Annotated in this window: 14 protein-coding genes; 5 read left to right on the top strand and 9 right to left on the bottom strand. The window is 65.8% G+C overall.

Features of this window, described 5'->3' with window-relative positions; translation table 11 throughout:
* Positions 1 to 25: 25 nt before the first annotated feature.
* The 7 genes from JQ592_RS00625 to JQ592_RS00655 form a co-directional block, all read right to left on the bottom strand.
* Positions 26 to 1570: an AMP-binding protein gene (locus tag JQ592_RS00625; RefSeq protein WP_211400996.1), complete on the bottom strand. Its 1545-nt coding sequence runs from the start codon at positions 1568 to 1570 to the stop codon at positions 26 to 28.
* Entirely contained in the window at positions 1563 to 2081 is a 519-nt protein-coding gene (locus JQ592_RS00630; protein ID WP_211400997.1) for a (2Fe-2S)-binding protein, read from the bottom strand. The genes JQ592_RS00625 and JQ592_RS00630 overlap by 8 nt, the downstream gene beginning before the upstream one ends.
* Positions 2078 to 2893 carry an FAD binding domain-containing protein gene (locus JQ592_RS00635; protein ID WP_211400998.1) on the bottom strand — a complete coding sequence of 272 codons (816 nt, stop codon included), beginning with the start codon at positions 2891 to 2893 and terminating at the stop codon, positions 2078 to 2080. The genes JQ592_RS00630 and JQ592_RS00635 overlap by 4 nt, the downstream gene beginning before the upstream one ends.
* Entirely contained in the window at positions 2890 to 5889 is a 3000-nt protein-coding gene (locus JQ592_RS00640; RefSeq protein WP_211400999.1) for a xanthine dehydrogenase family protein molybdopterin-binding subunit, read from the bottom strand. The genes JQ592_RS00635 and JQ592_RS00640 overlap by 4 nt, the downstream gene beginning before the upstream one ends.
* A 143-nt stretch (positions 5890 to 6032) precedes the next feature.
* A complete protein-coding gene (locus tag JQ592_RS00645; RefSeq protein WP_211401000.1) occupies positions 6033 to 6872 on the bottom strand; it encodes a helix-turn-helix transcriptional regulator in 840 nt (279 codons plus the stop codon).
* A 124-nt stretch (positions 6873 to 6996) separates the two neighbouring features.
* Positions 6997 to 8418 carry a UbiD family decarboxylase gene (locus JQ592_RS00650; protein ID WP_211401001.1) on the bottom strand — a complete coding sequence of 474 codons (1422 nt, stop codon included), beginning with the start codon at positions 8416 to 8418 and terminating at the stop codon, positions 6997 to 6999.
* A gap of 28 nt (positions 8419 to 8446) precedes the next feature.
* Positions 8447 to 9067 (bottom strand): UbiX family flavin prenyltransferase, encoded by a 621-nt coding sequence (locus tag JQ592_RS00655; RefSeq protein ID WP_211401002.1) that lies wholly within the window; start codon positions 9065 to 9067, stop codon positions 8447 to 8449.
* 176 nt (positions 9068 to 9243) lie between these two features.
* Here JQ592_RS00655 and JQ592_RS00660 point away from each other — a divergent pair, with 176 nt between their 5' ends.
* The 5 genes from JQ592_RS00660 (at position 9244) to JQ592_RS00680 (ending at position 13939) form a co-directional block, all read left to right on the top strand.
* A complete protein-coding gene (locus tag JQ592_RS00660; RefSeq protein ID WP_211401729.1) occupies positions 9244 to 10206 on the top strand; it encodes a LysR family transcriptional regulator in 963 nt (320 codons plus the stop codon).
* Between the two features lie 105 nt (positions 10207 to 10311).
* On the top strand, positions 10312 to 11130 hold the full coding sequence (locus JQ592_RS00665) for an AraC family transcriptional regulator (protein WP_211401003.1): 819 nt from the start codon (positions 10312 to 10314) through the stop codon (positions 11128 to 11130).
* 105 nt (positions 11131 to 11235) lie between these two features.
* A complete protein-coding gene (locus JQ592_RS00670; protein WP_211401004.1) occupies positions 11236 to 11922 on the top strand; it encodes an O-methyltransferase in 687 nt (228 codons plus the stop codon).
* Positions 11923 to 12028: 106 nt separating this feature from the next.
* Complete coding sequence (locus tag JQ592_RS00675) at positions 12029 to 12697, top strand: siderophore-interacting protein (protein WP_246820074.1); 669 nt, start codon at positions 12029 to 12031, stop codon at positions 12695 to 12697.
* Between the two features lie 201 nt (positions 12698 to 12898).
* Positions 12899 to 13939, top strand: a complete 1041-nt coding sequence (locus tag JQ592_RS00680) for a Bug family tripartite tricarboxylate transporter substrate binding protein (RefSeq protein ID WP_211401006.1) — start codon at positions 12899 to 12901, stop codon at positions 13937 to 13939.
* Positions 13940 to 13966: 27 nt separating this feature from the next.
* Here JQ592_RS00680 and hydA read toward each other — a convergent pair whose 3' ends face one another.
* Together hydA and JQ592_RS00690 are read right to left on the bottom strand one after the other, a co-directional pair.
* A complete protein-coding gene (gene hydA / locus JQ592_RS00685) occupies positions 13967 to 15427 on the bottom strand; it encodes a dihydropyrimidinase (protein ID WP_211401007.1) in 1461 nt (486 codons plus the stop codon).
* Positions 15388 to 16116 carry a maleate cis-trans isomerase family protein gene (locus JQ592_RS00690; protein WP_211401008.1) on the bottom strand — a complete coding sequence of 243 codons (729 nt, stop codon included), beginning with the start codon at positions 16114 to 16116 and terminating at the stop codon, positions 15388 to 15390. Before JQ592_RS00690 ends, hydA begins: the two co-directional genes overlap by 40 nt.
* Between the last annotated feature and the right edge of the window lie 6 nt (positions 16117 to 16122).

Raw genomic sequence — 16122 nt, forward strand, 5'->3', positions numbered from 1 at the left:
CTTCCTTCTGTTGATGGGGTGATGATCAGGCGGCGTCCGATGGCGGCAGGCGCTCGGCCTCGTATTCGCCGGCGACGAGCAGTCGCCGCAGCAGCTTACCGACAGGCGATTTCGGGATCGCGTCGACGAAGACGTAGCGGCGCGGCCGCTTGAAATTGGCAAGGCCGGAGGTGCGGCAGAACTGCTCCAGCTCTCCTTCCGAGACGGCGCGGTTGCGCTTGACGAAAGCGGCGACGACCTTGCCCCACTTCTCATCAGTGACGCCGACCACCGCGACCTCGTCCACGGCGGGATGCAGCGACAGGCAGCTCTCGATCTCGACCGGCGAGACGTTCTCGCCGCCGGTGATGATCATGTCGTCGACGCGCCCGGTGACGAAGAGATCGCCGTCGGGATCGACGTAGCCGGTGTCGCCCGTAAAATACCAGCCCTCGCGCAGCGACTTGGCATCCGCTTCGGGGCGGCGCCAATAGCCTTCGAAGGCCTCGTCGCCGGCCAGCGTCGCGATGATCTCGCCTTCCTCGCCAACGGCGGCAAGCTCCGCAACCGAGCGCGCGCCGATGCGGACGACCTTGACGTGCTGGTTCAGCCCCGCCTTGCCGGCCGAGCCGGGCTTTCCCGCCGCGTTCTGGTCGATCGTAAAGGTGTAGATCTCGGAGCTGCCGTAGTGATTGACGAACAGTTCTGGCTTGAACGCCTCGTTCAGCTTCTTGAGCAGACCATCGGTCATCGACGCGCCGGCAAAGCCCAGCTTGCGCACGCTGGAAACGTCGGTTTTGGCGAACGCCTCGTGATGGACGAGGTCGTGATAGAGCGTCGGCACCAGATAAAGATTGGTGATCTCTTCCTGCTCGATCAGCGCCAGCGCCTGGCGGCTGTCATAGCGCGGCAGGCAGATGAAGCTGCCGCCGATCAGCGACATCGCCAGCAACGAGCGGACGCCCATGGTGTGGTAGAGCGGCATCACGCCGAGCGTGCGCTCGCCGCGGCCGTAGAGGTTTTGCGCGACATGGGCGACCGCCGCAGCGCGTTCGGCGCGATGCCGCCGCGGCACGCCCTTCGGGCGCGAGGTCGTGCCTGACGTATAGAGCATGATCGACCAGGCATCGGCGCCGACGCGCGGCTCGGCATCTAGCGCGCTGTTCCTGATCAGATCGGAAAAGCTCGTCGCATCGCCCGTGCCGGGATCGACGGAGACGCGCAGCAGCCTGCCTGAGAGCGCCGAGCCCTGCACGGCTTCTGCAGAGATGTCCTGGTAGAACACCGCGCAGGCTTCGGCGTTCTCGATGCAATAGTCGAGCTCGTTGGCCTTGGCGCGCCAGTTGATCGGCGTGATCACGAGGCCGGCGAACTGGCAGGCCCAGTGCAGCGTTGCCGCCTCCCAGCGGTTCTGCAGCAGCGTCACGACGTGATCGCCGGGCTTGAGGGCAAGACGGTCGAAGGAAGACACCAGCGCGGAGATCTTGTCGTACCATTGCCGGTAGGTCAGGCGGAGATCGCCATCGACCAGCGCGATCGCATGGGGATCGCGCGCGGCGCTGGCAACGAAGCTGCTGGCGAGATCAAGCATCTGACGTCTCTTTTTGGGATGAAGTGAGCTCGGCGGCGGCATCTAACGCTGCCTGGATGATCGGGGTGTAACCGGTGCAGCGGCAGATGTGCCCGCTGAGGAGATCGCGGATCTCCGCCTCGGTCGGCGCCGGGTTCTTGCCGAGATAGTGGTCGAGCGACATCAAAATGCCGGCGGTGCAGAAGCCGCATTGGAGCGCGTGGTTGCGACGAAACGCCTGTTGCAGCACGCCGAGCCGATCGGCTGACGGCGCGAGCCCTTCGACGGTCTTCAGCTCGCAGCCATCGACCTGCGCCGCGAGCGTCAGGCAGGACCGTGTCAGCATGCCGTCGACGACGACCGTGCAGGCGCCGCAGACGCCGTGCTCACAGCCCACATGGGTGCCGGTGGCGCCAAGTTGGTGGCGTAGGAAATCGGACAGCAGCATACGCGGTTCGGCCTCGCCCTCGGCGGGCTTGCCATTGAGCGTGAAACGAATTGCATGGCGGCGATCGGCCTTGAGACGCGTCATTGCAGTACCTCGCCGATCAGACCGCGGCCGATCATGCGCACGAGGTCGCGGCGGTAGCGCGCCGTGGCGTGGACGTCGTCACGGGCGCCGAGCTCGTAGGCAAAAGCATTGAGAGCATCGTCGAGTGCGCTGCCCTCCAGCCGCGGCCAGTCGCGCGCGGTCGGAACGTCGGCGACGCCGCCAACGGCAAGGCAAACGCCGGTCGGCGTCTTCATCGCCGCGCAGGCGACGATGGCAAAGTCGCCGTGCCGGCGCGCGACCTCGCGGAAGGCGACGCGGCTGTCGCGGACGATCGGCAGCGAGAGGCCCTCGATCAGTTCGTCGTCCGCGCGCGCCGTCAGCATCATGCCAGCGAAGAAGTCCCTGGCCGCGACGCGGCGACGACGCCTGGCGTTGCGCAACAACACCTCGCCCCCGAGCGCGACCAGCGCGAGCGGCATCTCGGCGCTGGGATCGGCATGGGCGAGCGAGCCGCAAATGGTGCCGCGGCTGCGGGTCTGCATGTGGCCGACCCAGGGCAGCGCCAGCGCCACCAGCGGCAGCGTATCGGCAAGATCAGGCCATGCCAGGAGATCGGCCTGGCGCACGCCGGCGCCGATGACAACAGTATCGCCCGTCCGCTCGATTTGCCGCAGCTCCCCGATCCGCATGATGTCGATCAGCAGCTTCGGCTTGGCGAGGCGCATGTTGAGCATCGCCATCAGCGACTGCCCGCCCGCAAGCACACGGGCATCGCCGCCTTGCTGCGCCAGTCCTTCGAGGACGTCACTGATGCTCTCGGCGCGGAGATAGTCGAATGCGGGCGGCTTCATCGGCGCCCCCCGAACAGGCTGGCCAGCTTCGCCAACACGGCGAACAGCGAGAAGCCTCCACCCGGAGCACCACCGCCGGCCTTGCGGGCCAGCGCGGTGAAGAACTGGCCGATGATCACGCGCGTCGCGCCATCGAGCAGGCGGCCGCCGATGCTTGCGACCTTGCCGCCGATCGCAGCGTCATAGCTGTAGGCCAGTTTCGTTCCGCCGCTGCCGTCGGGAGCAAGGGTGATGCGTCCCTCGGCGCTGCCGAAGCCGAGCGCGCCGGTGGCGCCGCCGCGCAAGGTGACGGCACGTGGCGGATCGAGATCGAACAGCTCCACATCGGCGCGATAGCGCCCCGTGACGGGACCGATGCCGAGCGTCACGTCGGCGCGGAAGTGCGTGTCGGCGATCTTGTCGACGCGCTGGCAGCCGGGGATCACAGACTGGAGCGTGGCCGGATCGAGCAGCATCGCCCAGACCTGCTCCGGCGCGCCCTTCACCACAGCCTGCCCTTCGCCACGCAGCCGCCGGTCGCCGTCGCGCACGGGTGCAGCACTCACCCCACCTGCCGGAGGCGGCGGCTCGGTGCCGCGCACGAGCTCCGCAAGTCGCGCCGGCACCAGCGGCAGCGTGATATCGGCGACGCCAAGCGCATCCGCAACCGCATTGGCGAGGCACACCGGCGTCGACATGCAATTGCCTTCGCCGACGCCCTTGGCGCCGAGCGGCGTGAACGGCGACGGCGTCTCCATGTGGAAGATCTCGGGCTCCGGCACCTCGGTGGCGGTCGGCAGCAGATAGTCGGCGAGTGTTCCCGTCAGGAAACTGCCGTCATCGGCGTAGGCATATTCCTCGTAAAGCGCGGCCCCGAGCGCCTGGGCAAAGCCGCCGCGGATCTGGCCGTTGACCATGCCCGGATGCAAAATGGTGCCGCAATCGTGCATGGTGATGTAGCGGTCGATCCGCGTCTCCAGCGTCGTCGGATCGATCTCGACGCCGCAGAAATCGAAGATGAAGCCGTGGCAGAGCGAGGAGTTGATGCGGTCCTCATCGTCGGGCGGCGTCAGCTCCGGCGGGGTCCAGAACACGGTCTCGCGGATGGTCTGGCCGGCATCGTCAGGCAGCGAGCCCGGCGACCAGTGGCTGAGCGCGGCGACGCGCGAGAACGCGATCCGATTCTCCGGATTGTGTTTTGAGGCAACGAAGCCCTTCGCAAACACGATGTCGGCGGCCTCGACGTTCAGCTGGCTCGCCGCGATGCGCGCGAGACGCCCGGCGATGCGCTCCGCCGCGATCTTCGCCGTGCCCGCCACCACCGCGGCAAAGCGGCTGGCGTAATTGCCCGAAGCGATCGACCAGGCATCCTTGGCGGTGTCGATCTCGGTGTTGACGCGGATGTCCTTCGGCTGAAGGCCGAACACATCGGCAACGACCTGCGACAGCACGGTGCGATGGCCCTGCCCCTGCGGCACCGAGGCGACGTGAACCGTGACGCTGCCGACGGGATCGAGCCCGACGGTCGCGGTCGCCTGCGCGCCGTTCTTCGGCCCGGCCTTGCGACGCTCGGCCGCCGTCAGCACGGTCGTGATATAGCCCATGTTGGAGACGCTGGGCTCGACCACCGCGGTGAAGCCGATGCCGTAGAGGCGCCCCTGCGCCCGCGCCTCGTCGCGCTTCGCAGTCAGTTCCGCAAGTCTGCCCTGCTCGACGGCGCGCGCGATCGCTGCCTGGTAATTGCCGGAATCCAAGAGCGCGCCCGTCGCAGTACGATAGGGAAACGCATTCGCCTCGATCAGATTGCGCTTGATGACATCGAGCGGATCGAGACCGAGTCCGATCGCGATCCGCTGCACCAGCCGCTCCAGCGCGAAATAGACCTGCGGGCCGCCAAAACCGCGATTGAGGCCGGTCGGCGTCTTGTTGGTGACGACGACACGGTTGCGGATCTTGACGTGGCTTATGTCGTAGGCGCCGGTCAGGTTGCCGTGCATGCGGTAGAGCGTCGCCGGCTCGGGCGCGCGAAGATGAGCGCCGCAATCCTCGACCTGGTCCCAGTCGAGCGCGAGGATCTTTCCGTCGGCCGCGACCGCCGCCGCCAGCGTCGTCGCGCGGTTGGTCGCCGACACCGACGCGGTGAGATGCTCGAGCCGGTCCTCGATCCATTTGACCGGCCGTCCCGTGATGCGCGCCGCAGCGGCGATCAGCACGATATAGGGAAACACGCCCTGCTTGACGCCAAAGCTGCCGCCGGAATCCGGCGGCGTGCGCAGCCGTAAGCGATTGCCCGGCACTTTCAGCGCACGTGCGATCACCGTGTGGATGCTGAACGGGCCCTGGAAATTGGCGAGCACCTCATAGGCATCCTCGCCGGCATCGTGCGAGGCGACGACGCCGTAGGTCTCAATCGGCGTACAGGAGTTGCGGGGATAGCGGATGTCGATGGAGAGGCGATGCGGTGCGTCCGCAAAGGCTTTTTCGGGTTCGCCGTACCGGAATGAGCGATCGCTGGCAAGATTACCGGGGAAGCCGTCATGCAGCACAGGGGCATCAGGTGCGATTGCGCCAAGCGGATCGACCACGGCGCCGCGCGGGCGGTACTCGACATTGATCAGCTCCGCCGCATCCTCGGCACGCGCACGATCAGTCGCGACCACGACAGCGACCGGCTCGCCGACATAGCGCACGCGGTCCATCGCGATCGGCCAGCACTCGACCGGCGCCTTCACGCCAACGACGAGGCTGGTGGTGACGGCTCTGACATCGCTGCCGATCAGAACCGCGGCGACGCCCGGCAGGCGCTTTGCAGCTTCAGTGTCAATCGAGAGAATATCGGCATGCGCGTGCGGCGAGCGCAAAATCGTCGCGTGCAGCGTGCCGGGCTGGACGCCGAGATCGTCGATGAAGCGGCCGCGGCCAGAGAGCAGCGCGGCGTCCTCGACGCGCTCGATCGAACGCCCGACCCACGGCTCATCGCCACGTCCCGGATTTGCGGATTTGACCGCCTGCAACATGTCCCGGCATACCTCCCGACGCGTTCTTTGACGCGACGGTGACACTTGTCAGGACAGGGGCTGCGCGGGCCATACCGCCCGCTCTCACGACTTACCAAATCGTCTCATTCGAGCGCGTGCGGCGCAATATCGGCCCGCGAGACTCAACCAGCGAGACGCGAGACGTTGCGAAACTCGCGCGGGCTGACGCCGGCATGATCACGGAAGAAGCGCGTGAAATGCGCGGGCTCCGGGAAACCAAAACGCTCGCTGAGCTCGCCGAGCGGCGTGTCCTCGCGCATGACGGCATCGAGCGCGCGCTCCATGCGGACGACGTTGAGATAGATTTTTGGCGAGACACCGAGCGAGGTCTCGAACAGGCGGAAGAACTGCGCGCGTGACAGGCCTGCACCCTTCACGAACTGATCGACGCTGCCATAGGAATCCTGCACGCGCATCGCATCCATCGCCCGGCGGATGCGCCAGTCGCAGCTCACCGCGCTCATGCCGCGGATCGAGGTCGAAAAGCTGCGCCAGGGCGTGAAGCGCTCGATCACGGCGATCATCAGGTCCGACAGCGTCTGCTCATGGGTCCGCACCGCGTCCGGATTCGCCATCATTTCGGCCGCCAGATGCAGCGTGAGCTGGCGGATGCGCGGCGAGACTTCACCCGAGGGCCGCTCGAAAAAGCCGGGCGCGCCGCTCGCGGCCCATCCGGGCCGGAACTCCTTCAGCCATTCCGGCTCGATATAGAGCGCCATGATGAGCGTCCGCGGACGATTGACGTCATGCACATAGGCATGCGGCTTCCAGCCGTCGACCAGCACGGCGGCGGTATCCGTCAGCGGCGTGACCTGGTCGCCGACCAAGAACTGCGTATCGGCACCCTCGACCTTGAGCAGGACGTGGCAATGATGATGGGCGTGGCGGACCAGCGAACGGTCCATGTCGAGCAGAGCGACCCTGCCAAAAGCGCCGTGAGCGATGCGCAGGGCCGTCGACATCAGTTCCTTCCTCCCAGCATTGCGCTGCAAAATGATTGGCTTGTTGGCGCGGCACTATAAGCAGCACCCGCTTCATATTCCAACGGCGCAAACCGACGCAAGTTACCTTCTCGCGGCAATCCGCTCATGTCCGCGCCTCCGTCAGAAGGCGCTCGACCGCAGCGCTCGGATCGGCCTGCAAGGCCGTGGCGAGATCGACCTCCTCCTCGCCCTTGACGCGAATACGCTTGAAGGCGAGCTCGGGCGCGCTGACCGGCGCCGTCGCATCCAGCCCCATCTTGGCGCTGATGCCATTATCGGTGGTCGGATCGAGTTTTGAGCCGAGCGCGCCCGACACAACCATGAGATCGCGATCGGCCTGGAAGCGTGTTGCCACCGCCCATTCGATCTCCTCGGACGAGGAGATGTCGACATCCTTGTCCACCACGACCACCTGCTTGATGTCGTAATGCGCGCCGAAGGCGCACATCATGATGTTCTTGGGCTCGCCGTCATTGGCCTTGTCGATCTTGATCGCGAGATGGTAGCGGCAGGTGCCGCCGCGCGTCAGGCGAACGTCGAGCACGCCAGGGAAGCTGCGGCGCAGATGCTGGAGCAGCGTTGCTTCGCGCGGCACGCCGCCGAGGATCAGATGTTCGAAACCGCCGCCGACGATGGTGTGGAAGATCGGCGCCTTGCGATGCGTGATCGCATCGACCTCGATCACCTCGCGGTTGGCGCGCGGACCGTAATATTGAGGAAATTCGCCGAACGGCCCCTCCGGCTCGCGCACGCCTTGCAGAATGCGCCCCTCGATCACGATCTCCGCATGGGCGGGAACGCGGACCGAATTGGTGCGGCACTTCACGACATCGACGGGCGAGCCGAGCAGCGCACCGGCGATTGCCATCTCGTCCTCGTCGAGCGCCGCGATCGCCTGCGAGGCCAGCATCAACGCCGGATGCGCGCCGATCACGATCGCGATCTCCAGCGCCTGGCCGAGCTCTTCGGCGAGGCGATAATAAGAGAATGTATGCCGCGGCAGCAGCAAGACTCCGATGCGATTCTTGCCAGAGATCTGGCAGCGGTGAATCGAAACGTTCTGCACGCCGTTCCTGGGATTGCGCGCGATCAATAGCCCGGCGGTGATGTAGGGGCCGCTGTCGCGCTCATTGTGCTTGGGCACCGGAAGCTGGCGCAGCAGATCGACGTCGTCATGGACGACCTCCTGCACCGGCCCGCTCGCCACCTCATGCGTCGGCAGCGGATTGCTCGCGGCAGCCAGGAACCGCGGCAGCAACTGGTCCTCAGTGACGCCGATCGAATCTGCGACCCAGTCGCGGCCGGCAAAGAGGTTCGCGACCACAGGGATCGCGTGCCCGTCGGGGCGCGGAAACAACACCGCGCTGTCGCGCTCCAATCGCTTGGCGATGGCAGCGAGCTCGTCCGCCAGCGCAACGCCCTCGCGCGCGACGGCGAGCTTGCCGCGTTCAGCGAGATAAGCGAGCCAGCCGCGCAGATCGGCTTGCGCCTTCGCAGCTATTCTGGCCGGAGTTTCCATTTGCATGTAACGGGTCTTTCCTTAAGTCTTCAAATCAGGGCGCGATCTTGCGCAGCGACGGCGAGCGGCGCTTGAGCGCCTCGTCCTCGCCCCAGCGGCGCACGACGCCGATATCGATGTCGAAGAGGTCGAGCACGCGGCCGACGGTGTGCTCGACCATGTCGTCGAGGTCTTCCGGCTTGGCGTAGAAGGCCGGCACGGGCGGCGCGATGATCGCGCCCATCTCCGAGAGTGCCGTCATCGTCCGGAGGTGCCCGGTGTGCAGCGGGGTCTCACGCACCATCAGCACCAGGCGCCGGCGCTCCTTGAGCACGACGTCGGCAGCCCGGGTCAGCAGTGTCGTGGTCACGCCCGAGGCGATCTCGGACATCGAGCGCATCGAGCAAGGTGCCACGATCATCCCGGCGGTGCGGAACGAGCCGCTCGAGATTGCGGAGGCCATGTCGTCGATCGCGTGGTTGACATTGGCGAGCGCCCTCACCTCCGCGATCTTGAGGTCGGTCTCGTAGGCAAAGGTCTGCTCGGCGGTCTTCGATATCACCAGATGGGTCTCGACGCCGGCATTGCGCAGCAGCTGCAGCAGGCGCACGCCATAGGTGACGCCCGAGGCGCCGGAAATGCCGATGATCATCCGCTTGGGGCTGGCGTCATGCATGTCTTTGGTTTCGCTCCCGTAGATCACGCGCCCTGCGAGGTCCACGTGCATCCGCGGCAAGGCTAGGCGATCATATCCATCATCACAAATAATGATTGATTATACAATTGATCATCTGAAATGATGGCTCGCGAGGGGATCAGCGACCGAAGGACACGCCCGTGGAACTCAGGCAGATGCAATATTTCCTGTGCCTGGCGGAGGAAAAGAACGTCACCCGCGCCGCGCGCCAGCTCAACATCGTGCAGCCGGCGCTGAGCATGCAGATCGCCAAGCTCGAGGCCGAGCTCGGCCAGAAGCTGTTCGACCGCAGCGTCCAGGGCATGACGCTGACCAGCGCCGGCGAGGCGCTGGTGCGGCTGACGGCGCCGATCGTGCGCGACGCCGAGTATGCACGGCAGGAGATGGCGCAGCTCGGCGGGCGCATCTCGGGCCGCGTCTCGGTCGGCCTCATCACCTCGGTGGCGCAAAGCACCATGGCGAGGTCGTCAGCGACTGTCGCCAGCCGCTATCCCGAGATCACGCTGTCGGTCTGCGAGGGTTACACCGAGACGCTGGTCGACTGGGTCAATACCGGCCAGCTGGATTTCGCGCTGATCAACGTGCCGCGCCGCAAGACGCCGCTGGCCGCGCATCACGTCATGGACGAGGAGATGGTGTTTGCCTGCCGAAAGGACGGCCCGATCAAGCCGCCTGCAAAACTGCGTTTCGACCACATCGCCAATTTCGATCTGGTGCTGCCGTCGAAGCGGCACGGCCTGCGCCTGATCCTCGACGAGCATGCCGCCGCAATCGGCATCGACCTGCGGCCACGGCTCGAGCTCGACACCCTCCCCGCCCTCTGCGACGTGATTGCGACCACCGATTTCGCGACGGTGCTGCCGACCATCGCGCTCCGGCAATCGCTGGCAAGCGGCACCATCCGGGCGCATCGCTTCGATGCGCAGAGGATCGTGCGCTCGATCGCCTGGGTGCATCACCCGCGGCGCGCCGTGTCGGTCGCAGCCAAAGCCGTGCTCGACGTCATCAGCCAGGATCTGGCGCAGGCAGCGGCCATTGCGAGCGGGTTGGTGGAGCCTGCCTCGCGTGGCGCGACCTCACCTTCCCGCAAACGTCCAAAGCGGCGAAAGGCGAGCTGATTAGAACCGATCGAGATTCAGGCCAGCAGCGTTGAAAGTCGCAATGGCTGGCCAGATATTGGTTAGGTCCAGTCCATCGCATCCGGATCGATCGTTCGCCCCACCATGCCCTTCTTCCGGCTCAACGACGGCGATCTTCGCCCCGACGACACCATCGATTTCAATCCGGAGGACGTGCCGCGTCCCATCGCGGCGTTCGGCGGCGAGATCGTCACGAAGGGTACGGAGGTTGCGATGCACGCGCATCGCAAGGACGAGCTTGTCCTGTCCTTGCGCGGCGTCGTCAGGCTGGAAGCCGGGCAAGGCATCTGGATCGTGCCGCCGCGCTGCGCAGTATGGATTCCCGGCGATGTTCCACACAGCGTGACCGTCGCCGGAAATGTCGAGGTCCATTGCCTATTCCTCGAACCGGATGCCGCACCGACGCTGCCCCGGCAATGCTGCACGCTGACAATCTCACCGCTGCTGGAGCGCCTGCTGGTGCATGCCACGCACATGCCGGCACTGTACGATCTCGACGGCGCCGACGGCCGCATCGCCACAGTCCTGCTGGACCAGCTCTCGGCGGCGCCCGTCGAGGAGCTGCGCTTCCCCATGCCTGTAGACGCCAGGCTGCGCCGGATCGCCAGCGCGATGATGGAGGATCCCTCAGATCGCGCGACGATCGACGATTGGGGCCGGCGCATCGCCGTCGCGCCACGCACCCTCACCCGCATCCTGCAACGGGAGACCGGAATGAGTTTTGGCCGCTGGCGCCAGCAGCTCCACATCCTCATCGCGCTTCAGCGCCTCGATCAGGGCGCTTCGGTCCAGGCCGTTGCGCTCGATCTCGGCTATGAGGGCGCGAGCGCTTTCGTCACCATGTTCCGCAAGGCGCTGGGCAAGCCGCCGGCGCGATATCTGGCCGAGCGCCGCGCATACTGACCGGAAATCGCAATCGATTGTCCCGTTCGCGGAATGCGGCCCGAGGGACGATTTCGTATCCAGGCTCCGAAGCGCCGATGGGCGCATTGCAAGGGAGCTGGATACATGGATTCACTCAGCACCGGCGTCGTCGCGGACGTCCTTCATCGTCTTCATCAGGAAGCGGAGATCGCCGATGCACCGCTGATGCAGGCCTTCGTGAATGAGGGCACGAGCCGCGAAGAGATGATCAGCCAGGCCATCGCGGCCGAGAGCCGCGATCTCAATGAAGTCTACCAGCGATATGCGAACAACTTCCTGAGTGTGTCGCCGCGGTTCGGGCGCTTCCTCCACATGTGCGCTCGTGCCTGCAAGGCCAAGCGCATCGTCGAGTTCGGCTCCTCGATGGGGATTTCCGCGATCTACATGGCGGCAGCGCTGCGCGACATGGGCGGCGGCCGCCTGATCGGGACCGATCTCGAACCAGGCAAGATCGAGCGGGCACAGAACAACGTCGCGGCTGCGGGGCTGGCCGACCTCGTCGAGTTCAGGCTCGGCGATGCTCGCGAGACGCTCAGCTCCGGCGTCGGTGAGATCGACATGGTGATGCTCGACGGCGCCTTCACCCTGTATCTTCCCATTCTCAAATTGCTGGAGCCACACCTCAAGCCCGGCGCGCTCATCGTCGGCGAGAACGCGTTCGAGGAAGCCTCAGGCTATATCGACTACGTCAGAGATCCTCAAAATGGCTACCTCTCGCTGTCGCTGCCGTTCGATCCCGGGCGCGGCAACGAACTCACGATCAAGACCTGATGATCCGGGGAGGCAAGCCTTGAATAGACCCGGCCAAGCACCGGATATCTCCGAACCATCTCAGGTCCCGCAAGGCCGGGTCACACGGATGCTGCTGCGATGGCTGATGCGCCCTGCGCACGTCGTGAGCGTCGAGACGCTGTCCCCGCACTTTCGGCTCGTCGAGCTCGAGGGCGAGGCCCTCAGGGACGTCGCCTGGACCGCCGGGCAGAAAATCCAGGTCGCGATGGGCGCCGGCCTAAGTGCGCGCACCTATACGCCGATGTCGTGGGACACAGGCCGCGGTAGGACACGGCTCCTTGCTTTTGCGCATGGCGAGGGTCCCGGCGCCCGATGGGCGAGCGGCTTGCGCCAAGGCGATACCTGCCAGTTCTTCGGGCCGCGCCGCTCGCTCGATCTCGCCGACCTTGAGGCGCCTGTTGTGCTGTTCGGCGACGAGACCTCGTTTGGCCTGGCGTCGGCGCTGCGCGACAATCTGCAGGCCGGTGGTGCACTCCACATGTTCGAGGTCACTGATGTCTTGGAATCGCAGCAGGTGCTGGAGGCCATCAGCCTCGGCCAGGCGCGATCGATCGCGCGCAGCGCCGGCGAGGAGCATCTCGCAACCGTCGAGGCGGAAATGCTGCGCCTCGCTGCAAACGGAGCGCAGTTCGTCCTGACCGGCAAGGCATCCTCGATCCAGCGCATCAGCCGCGCTCTGAAAGCTGCGGGTGTCGCGTCGTCGCGGATCAAGGTCAAAGCGTACTGGGCACCTGATAAGACCGGGCTGGATTAAGCCTCGTCTCACTCGGACAAGATGTCGCGCCCGCCGCAGAATGAGACGGGTTGGTAAGTTTTGAGACGAGCAGGCATGACGGCCGCGGCGGCCGGCTAGCTACGTTCCAGGCGCAGAAAACGCGGCCTGGCTTCATCCCGACTCCCGTCCCGGACGATCCCAGGGCTCGCATAAAGAGACAGTCGGGAGATTCAGTCCGAGATGGCACGGTTCGGTCGCAGCAAGATCACGGACATCGTTCAGCAGCAAAGCGAGAGCTTCCAACCCGATCGCCGGACGTTGCTGTCGTTCGGCGCAGGCGCGGCGCTCGCCGCCGCAGGTCTGCGTCCTGCACACGCACAGAACTATCCCGCCCGGCCAGTCCAGGTGCTCGTGCCCTTTGCCGGCGGCAGCGCCAGCGATGTCATCACACGCATCCTGCTCAACCGCATGTCCACCTCACTCGGGCAGGCCTTCGTCGTCGACAACCGTCCCGGCGCCGGCGGCAATATCGGCACCGCGGCCGCGGCGCATGCGGCTCCCGACGGCTACACGCTGCTGATGAGCACCTCCGGCCCACTGGCTGCGAACAAATCGCTCTACAAGGAGCTTCCTTACGATCCGCTCAGGGATCTCGCCCCGATCGGCCTGTTCGCGACGCTGCCCAATGTCATCGTCATCAATTCGAAGCTGCCGCCGAAATCGCTGGCCGAGCTGATCGATTACGCCAAGGGGCATCCGCGCGAGCTGAACTACGGCACGGTCGGCGTCGGCTCCTCGCAGCATTTGTCGGCCGCCTATTTCGAGCAACTCACGGGCACCGAGCTCACGCACGTTCCCTACCGCAACATCGCCGCCTACACGCCGGATTTCATCGCAGGCCAGGTGCCGCTCGGCTTCCAGCTGTTGCCGAACGTCCTCGGCCTGATCAGAAGCGGCGATGCGCGCCCACTCGCGGTGGCCAGCGACAAGCGCATGACGGCGCTGCCGGATGTGCCGACCGCGGCCGAGGCCGGCCTGAAGAACTACGAGAGCGCGGCCTGGCTCGCGCTGCTTGCGCCGGCAAATACCGACAAGGCCGTCATCGAAAAGCTCTACAAGGCGATGGTCGAGGCCGTGAATGATCCGAAGGTGCGCGCCCTCTTCGTCGAGCAGGGCGCCGAGCCGCTGGTGATGGACCCCAAAGGCCTGACGGATTACATGACCACGGAGACCACGAAATGGGCCGGGATCATCAAGAAGATCGGCATCGAGCCGATGTAGTCAGTCACATCGCGCTGATGTGACCTATCACACCAGGCTCGACTTGCCGCGGCTCAGCACCTCGCCCGCGCCCTTGTCGCCGACGATCTTGCCGCGTTCGTAGACGACGCGGCCGCGCGCGATCGTAGTGACGGGCCAGCCGTTGACATCAAAGCCTTCCCAGGGCGTGTAGTCCGCGCCGTGGTGCAGATCGGCCTGCTGAATCTTCTTCTTCAGCTTCGGATCCCACAGCACGACATCGGCATCGAAGCCGACGCCGATCGAGCCCTTGCGCGGATAGAGGCCGTAGATGCGGGCGTGGTTGGTCGCGGTCAGCTCGACGAACTTTTGTAAGCTGATGCGCCCCTTCGAGACGCCTTCGGAGAACAGGATCGGCAGCCGCGTCTCGACGCCGGGAATGCCGTTCGGCACCCAGCGAAACGAGGTGCGGGCGTTCGGCGTCAGCTTGCCCTTGGGATCGTCGTAGCGGAACGGGCAGTGATCGGACGAGAAAGTCTGGAACACGCCCGTCGTGATACCTTCCCAGATCGCCTGCTGGCTCTCGGCATCGCGCGGCGGCGGCGAACAGACATACTTCGCGCCCGTGATGTCCATGTTCAGGCCCTTCATGTCGTCGGCCGTCAGCGTGATGTATTGCGGGCAGGTCTCGGCATGAACAGGCAGGCCGCGCTGCTGGGCCCAGCGCACCTGCTCCATCGCCTCGCGGCCGGAGACGTGCACGATCATGATGGGAACGCCGATCACCTCGGCATGGCTGATGGCGCGATGCGTGGCCTCGCGCTCGACGGCCTGCGGCCGCGAGGTGCCGTGATAATAGGGCGCGATATGGCCCTCGCGCTCCAGCTTGCTGGTGAGGAAGCGAATGGCGTCGTAGCCCTCGCAATGGACCATCACCAGTGCTTCCTCGCGGCGCGCGACTTCGAACACCTCGAGCAGCTGCTTGTCGCTCAGCACGAGGTCGTCGTAGGTCATGAACACCTTGAACGAGGTGTAACCGTCCTTGACGAGGGCCGGCAGCTCCTGCCCGAGCACGACCGCGGTCGGATCGGAGATGATGAGGTGGAACGCAGCGTCGATATAGCACTCGCCCTCGGCGAGCTTGCGGTAGTTCTCGACGCAGGTCCGCAGGGACGTGCCCTTCTCCTGCAGCGCGAAGGGCAGCACCATGGTGTTGCCGCCGGCAGCCGCCGCGCGCGTCGCCGAGGCGAAGTCGTCGGCCATCACGACGTCGGGGCCAGAGGCTTGCGAGATGTGGACGTGGCTGTCGATCCCGCCCGGCAGCGCCAGCAGGCCCGTCGCGTCGATCTCGCGCGCCGCGCCCTCGATGCGCTCGGCGATGCTGACGATGCGGCCGTCGCGAATGCCGATATCGGCGCGAAACTCGTCGCTGGCCGTCACGATGGTGCCGCCGCGAATGGCAAGATCGAGCTGCGTCACTGATGTCTCCGTCACTTGATGACCGCTGATGTCTGGAAGATCCGGCCCCATTGCGCAAGGGCCCTGATGTCGCCGCCGGCAAGGCCCAGGGATCGCCACAGCGTGACCGCGACCGAATCGAGCACGGCGATGTCCAATTCGCGTTCGAGCGTGGCCGCAAGCGCCGCACCATCGAGATTGGTGCAGAGGATCACGACGGCGTCCGCGCCCTCCGCTGCCACATCGCGGATCATGTCCGCAATCGTCGCAGGCGCGACCTCGCCGAAGGAGAAATTGTCGCGCAAGCCGAGGTGCCGCTCGGCGTGCGGGGCAACGCCCTCCTCGGCCCAGACGTCGGCGATGCGCCGCTGCACATCGTCCGTATAGGGCGAGACCAGGCCGACACGCTTGGCGCCGAGCGCGCTGGCGGCATCGATGCAAGCGAGCGTGGACGTCGTCGCCGGCACGCCGGTGCGCGCCGTGATCGCCTCGCACAGGCTCCGGTCGCGACTGATGCCGAGCCAGCTTGCCGAGGTGCCATTCCAGGCGATCGCGTCGACCTTGGCATCGGCCAGCAGATCCGCGGCCGGAAGCATCGCTGATGCATCGAACTGGCTCAAGGCGGCGGCGTCGAGCGCGATCTCGGTGACGCGGAAGCGCGAGAAATGCGCGGTGACGCCGGCTCCGGCCAGCATCGCGCTGGTGACGGGCTCGAGCACCGAGTTGGAGGACGGCGTGATCATGCCGAGACGCTTGCGCATGGCGAT

Origin of the sequence: Bradyrhizobium iriomotense, assembly GCF_018129405.1 — a bacterium.
In the GTDB taxonomy this organism is placed as follows: Bacteria; Pseudomonadota; Alphaproteobacteria; order Rhizobiales; family Xanthobacteraceae; genus Bradyrhizobium; species Bradyrhizobium iriomotense_B.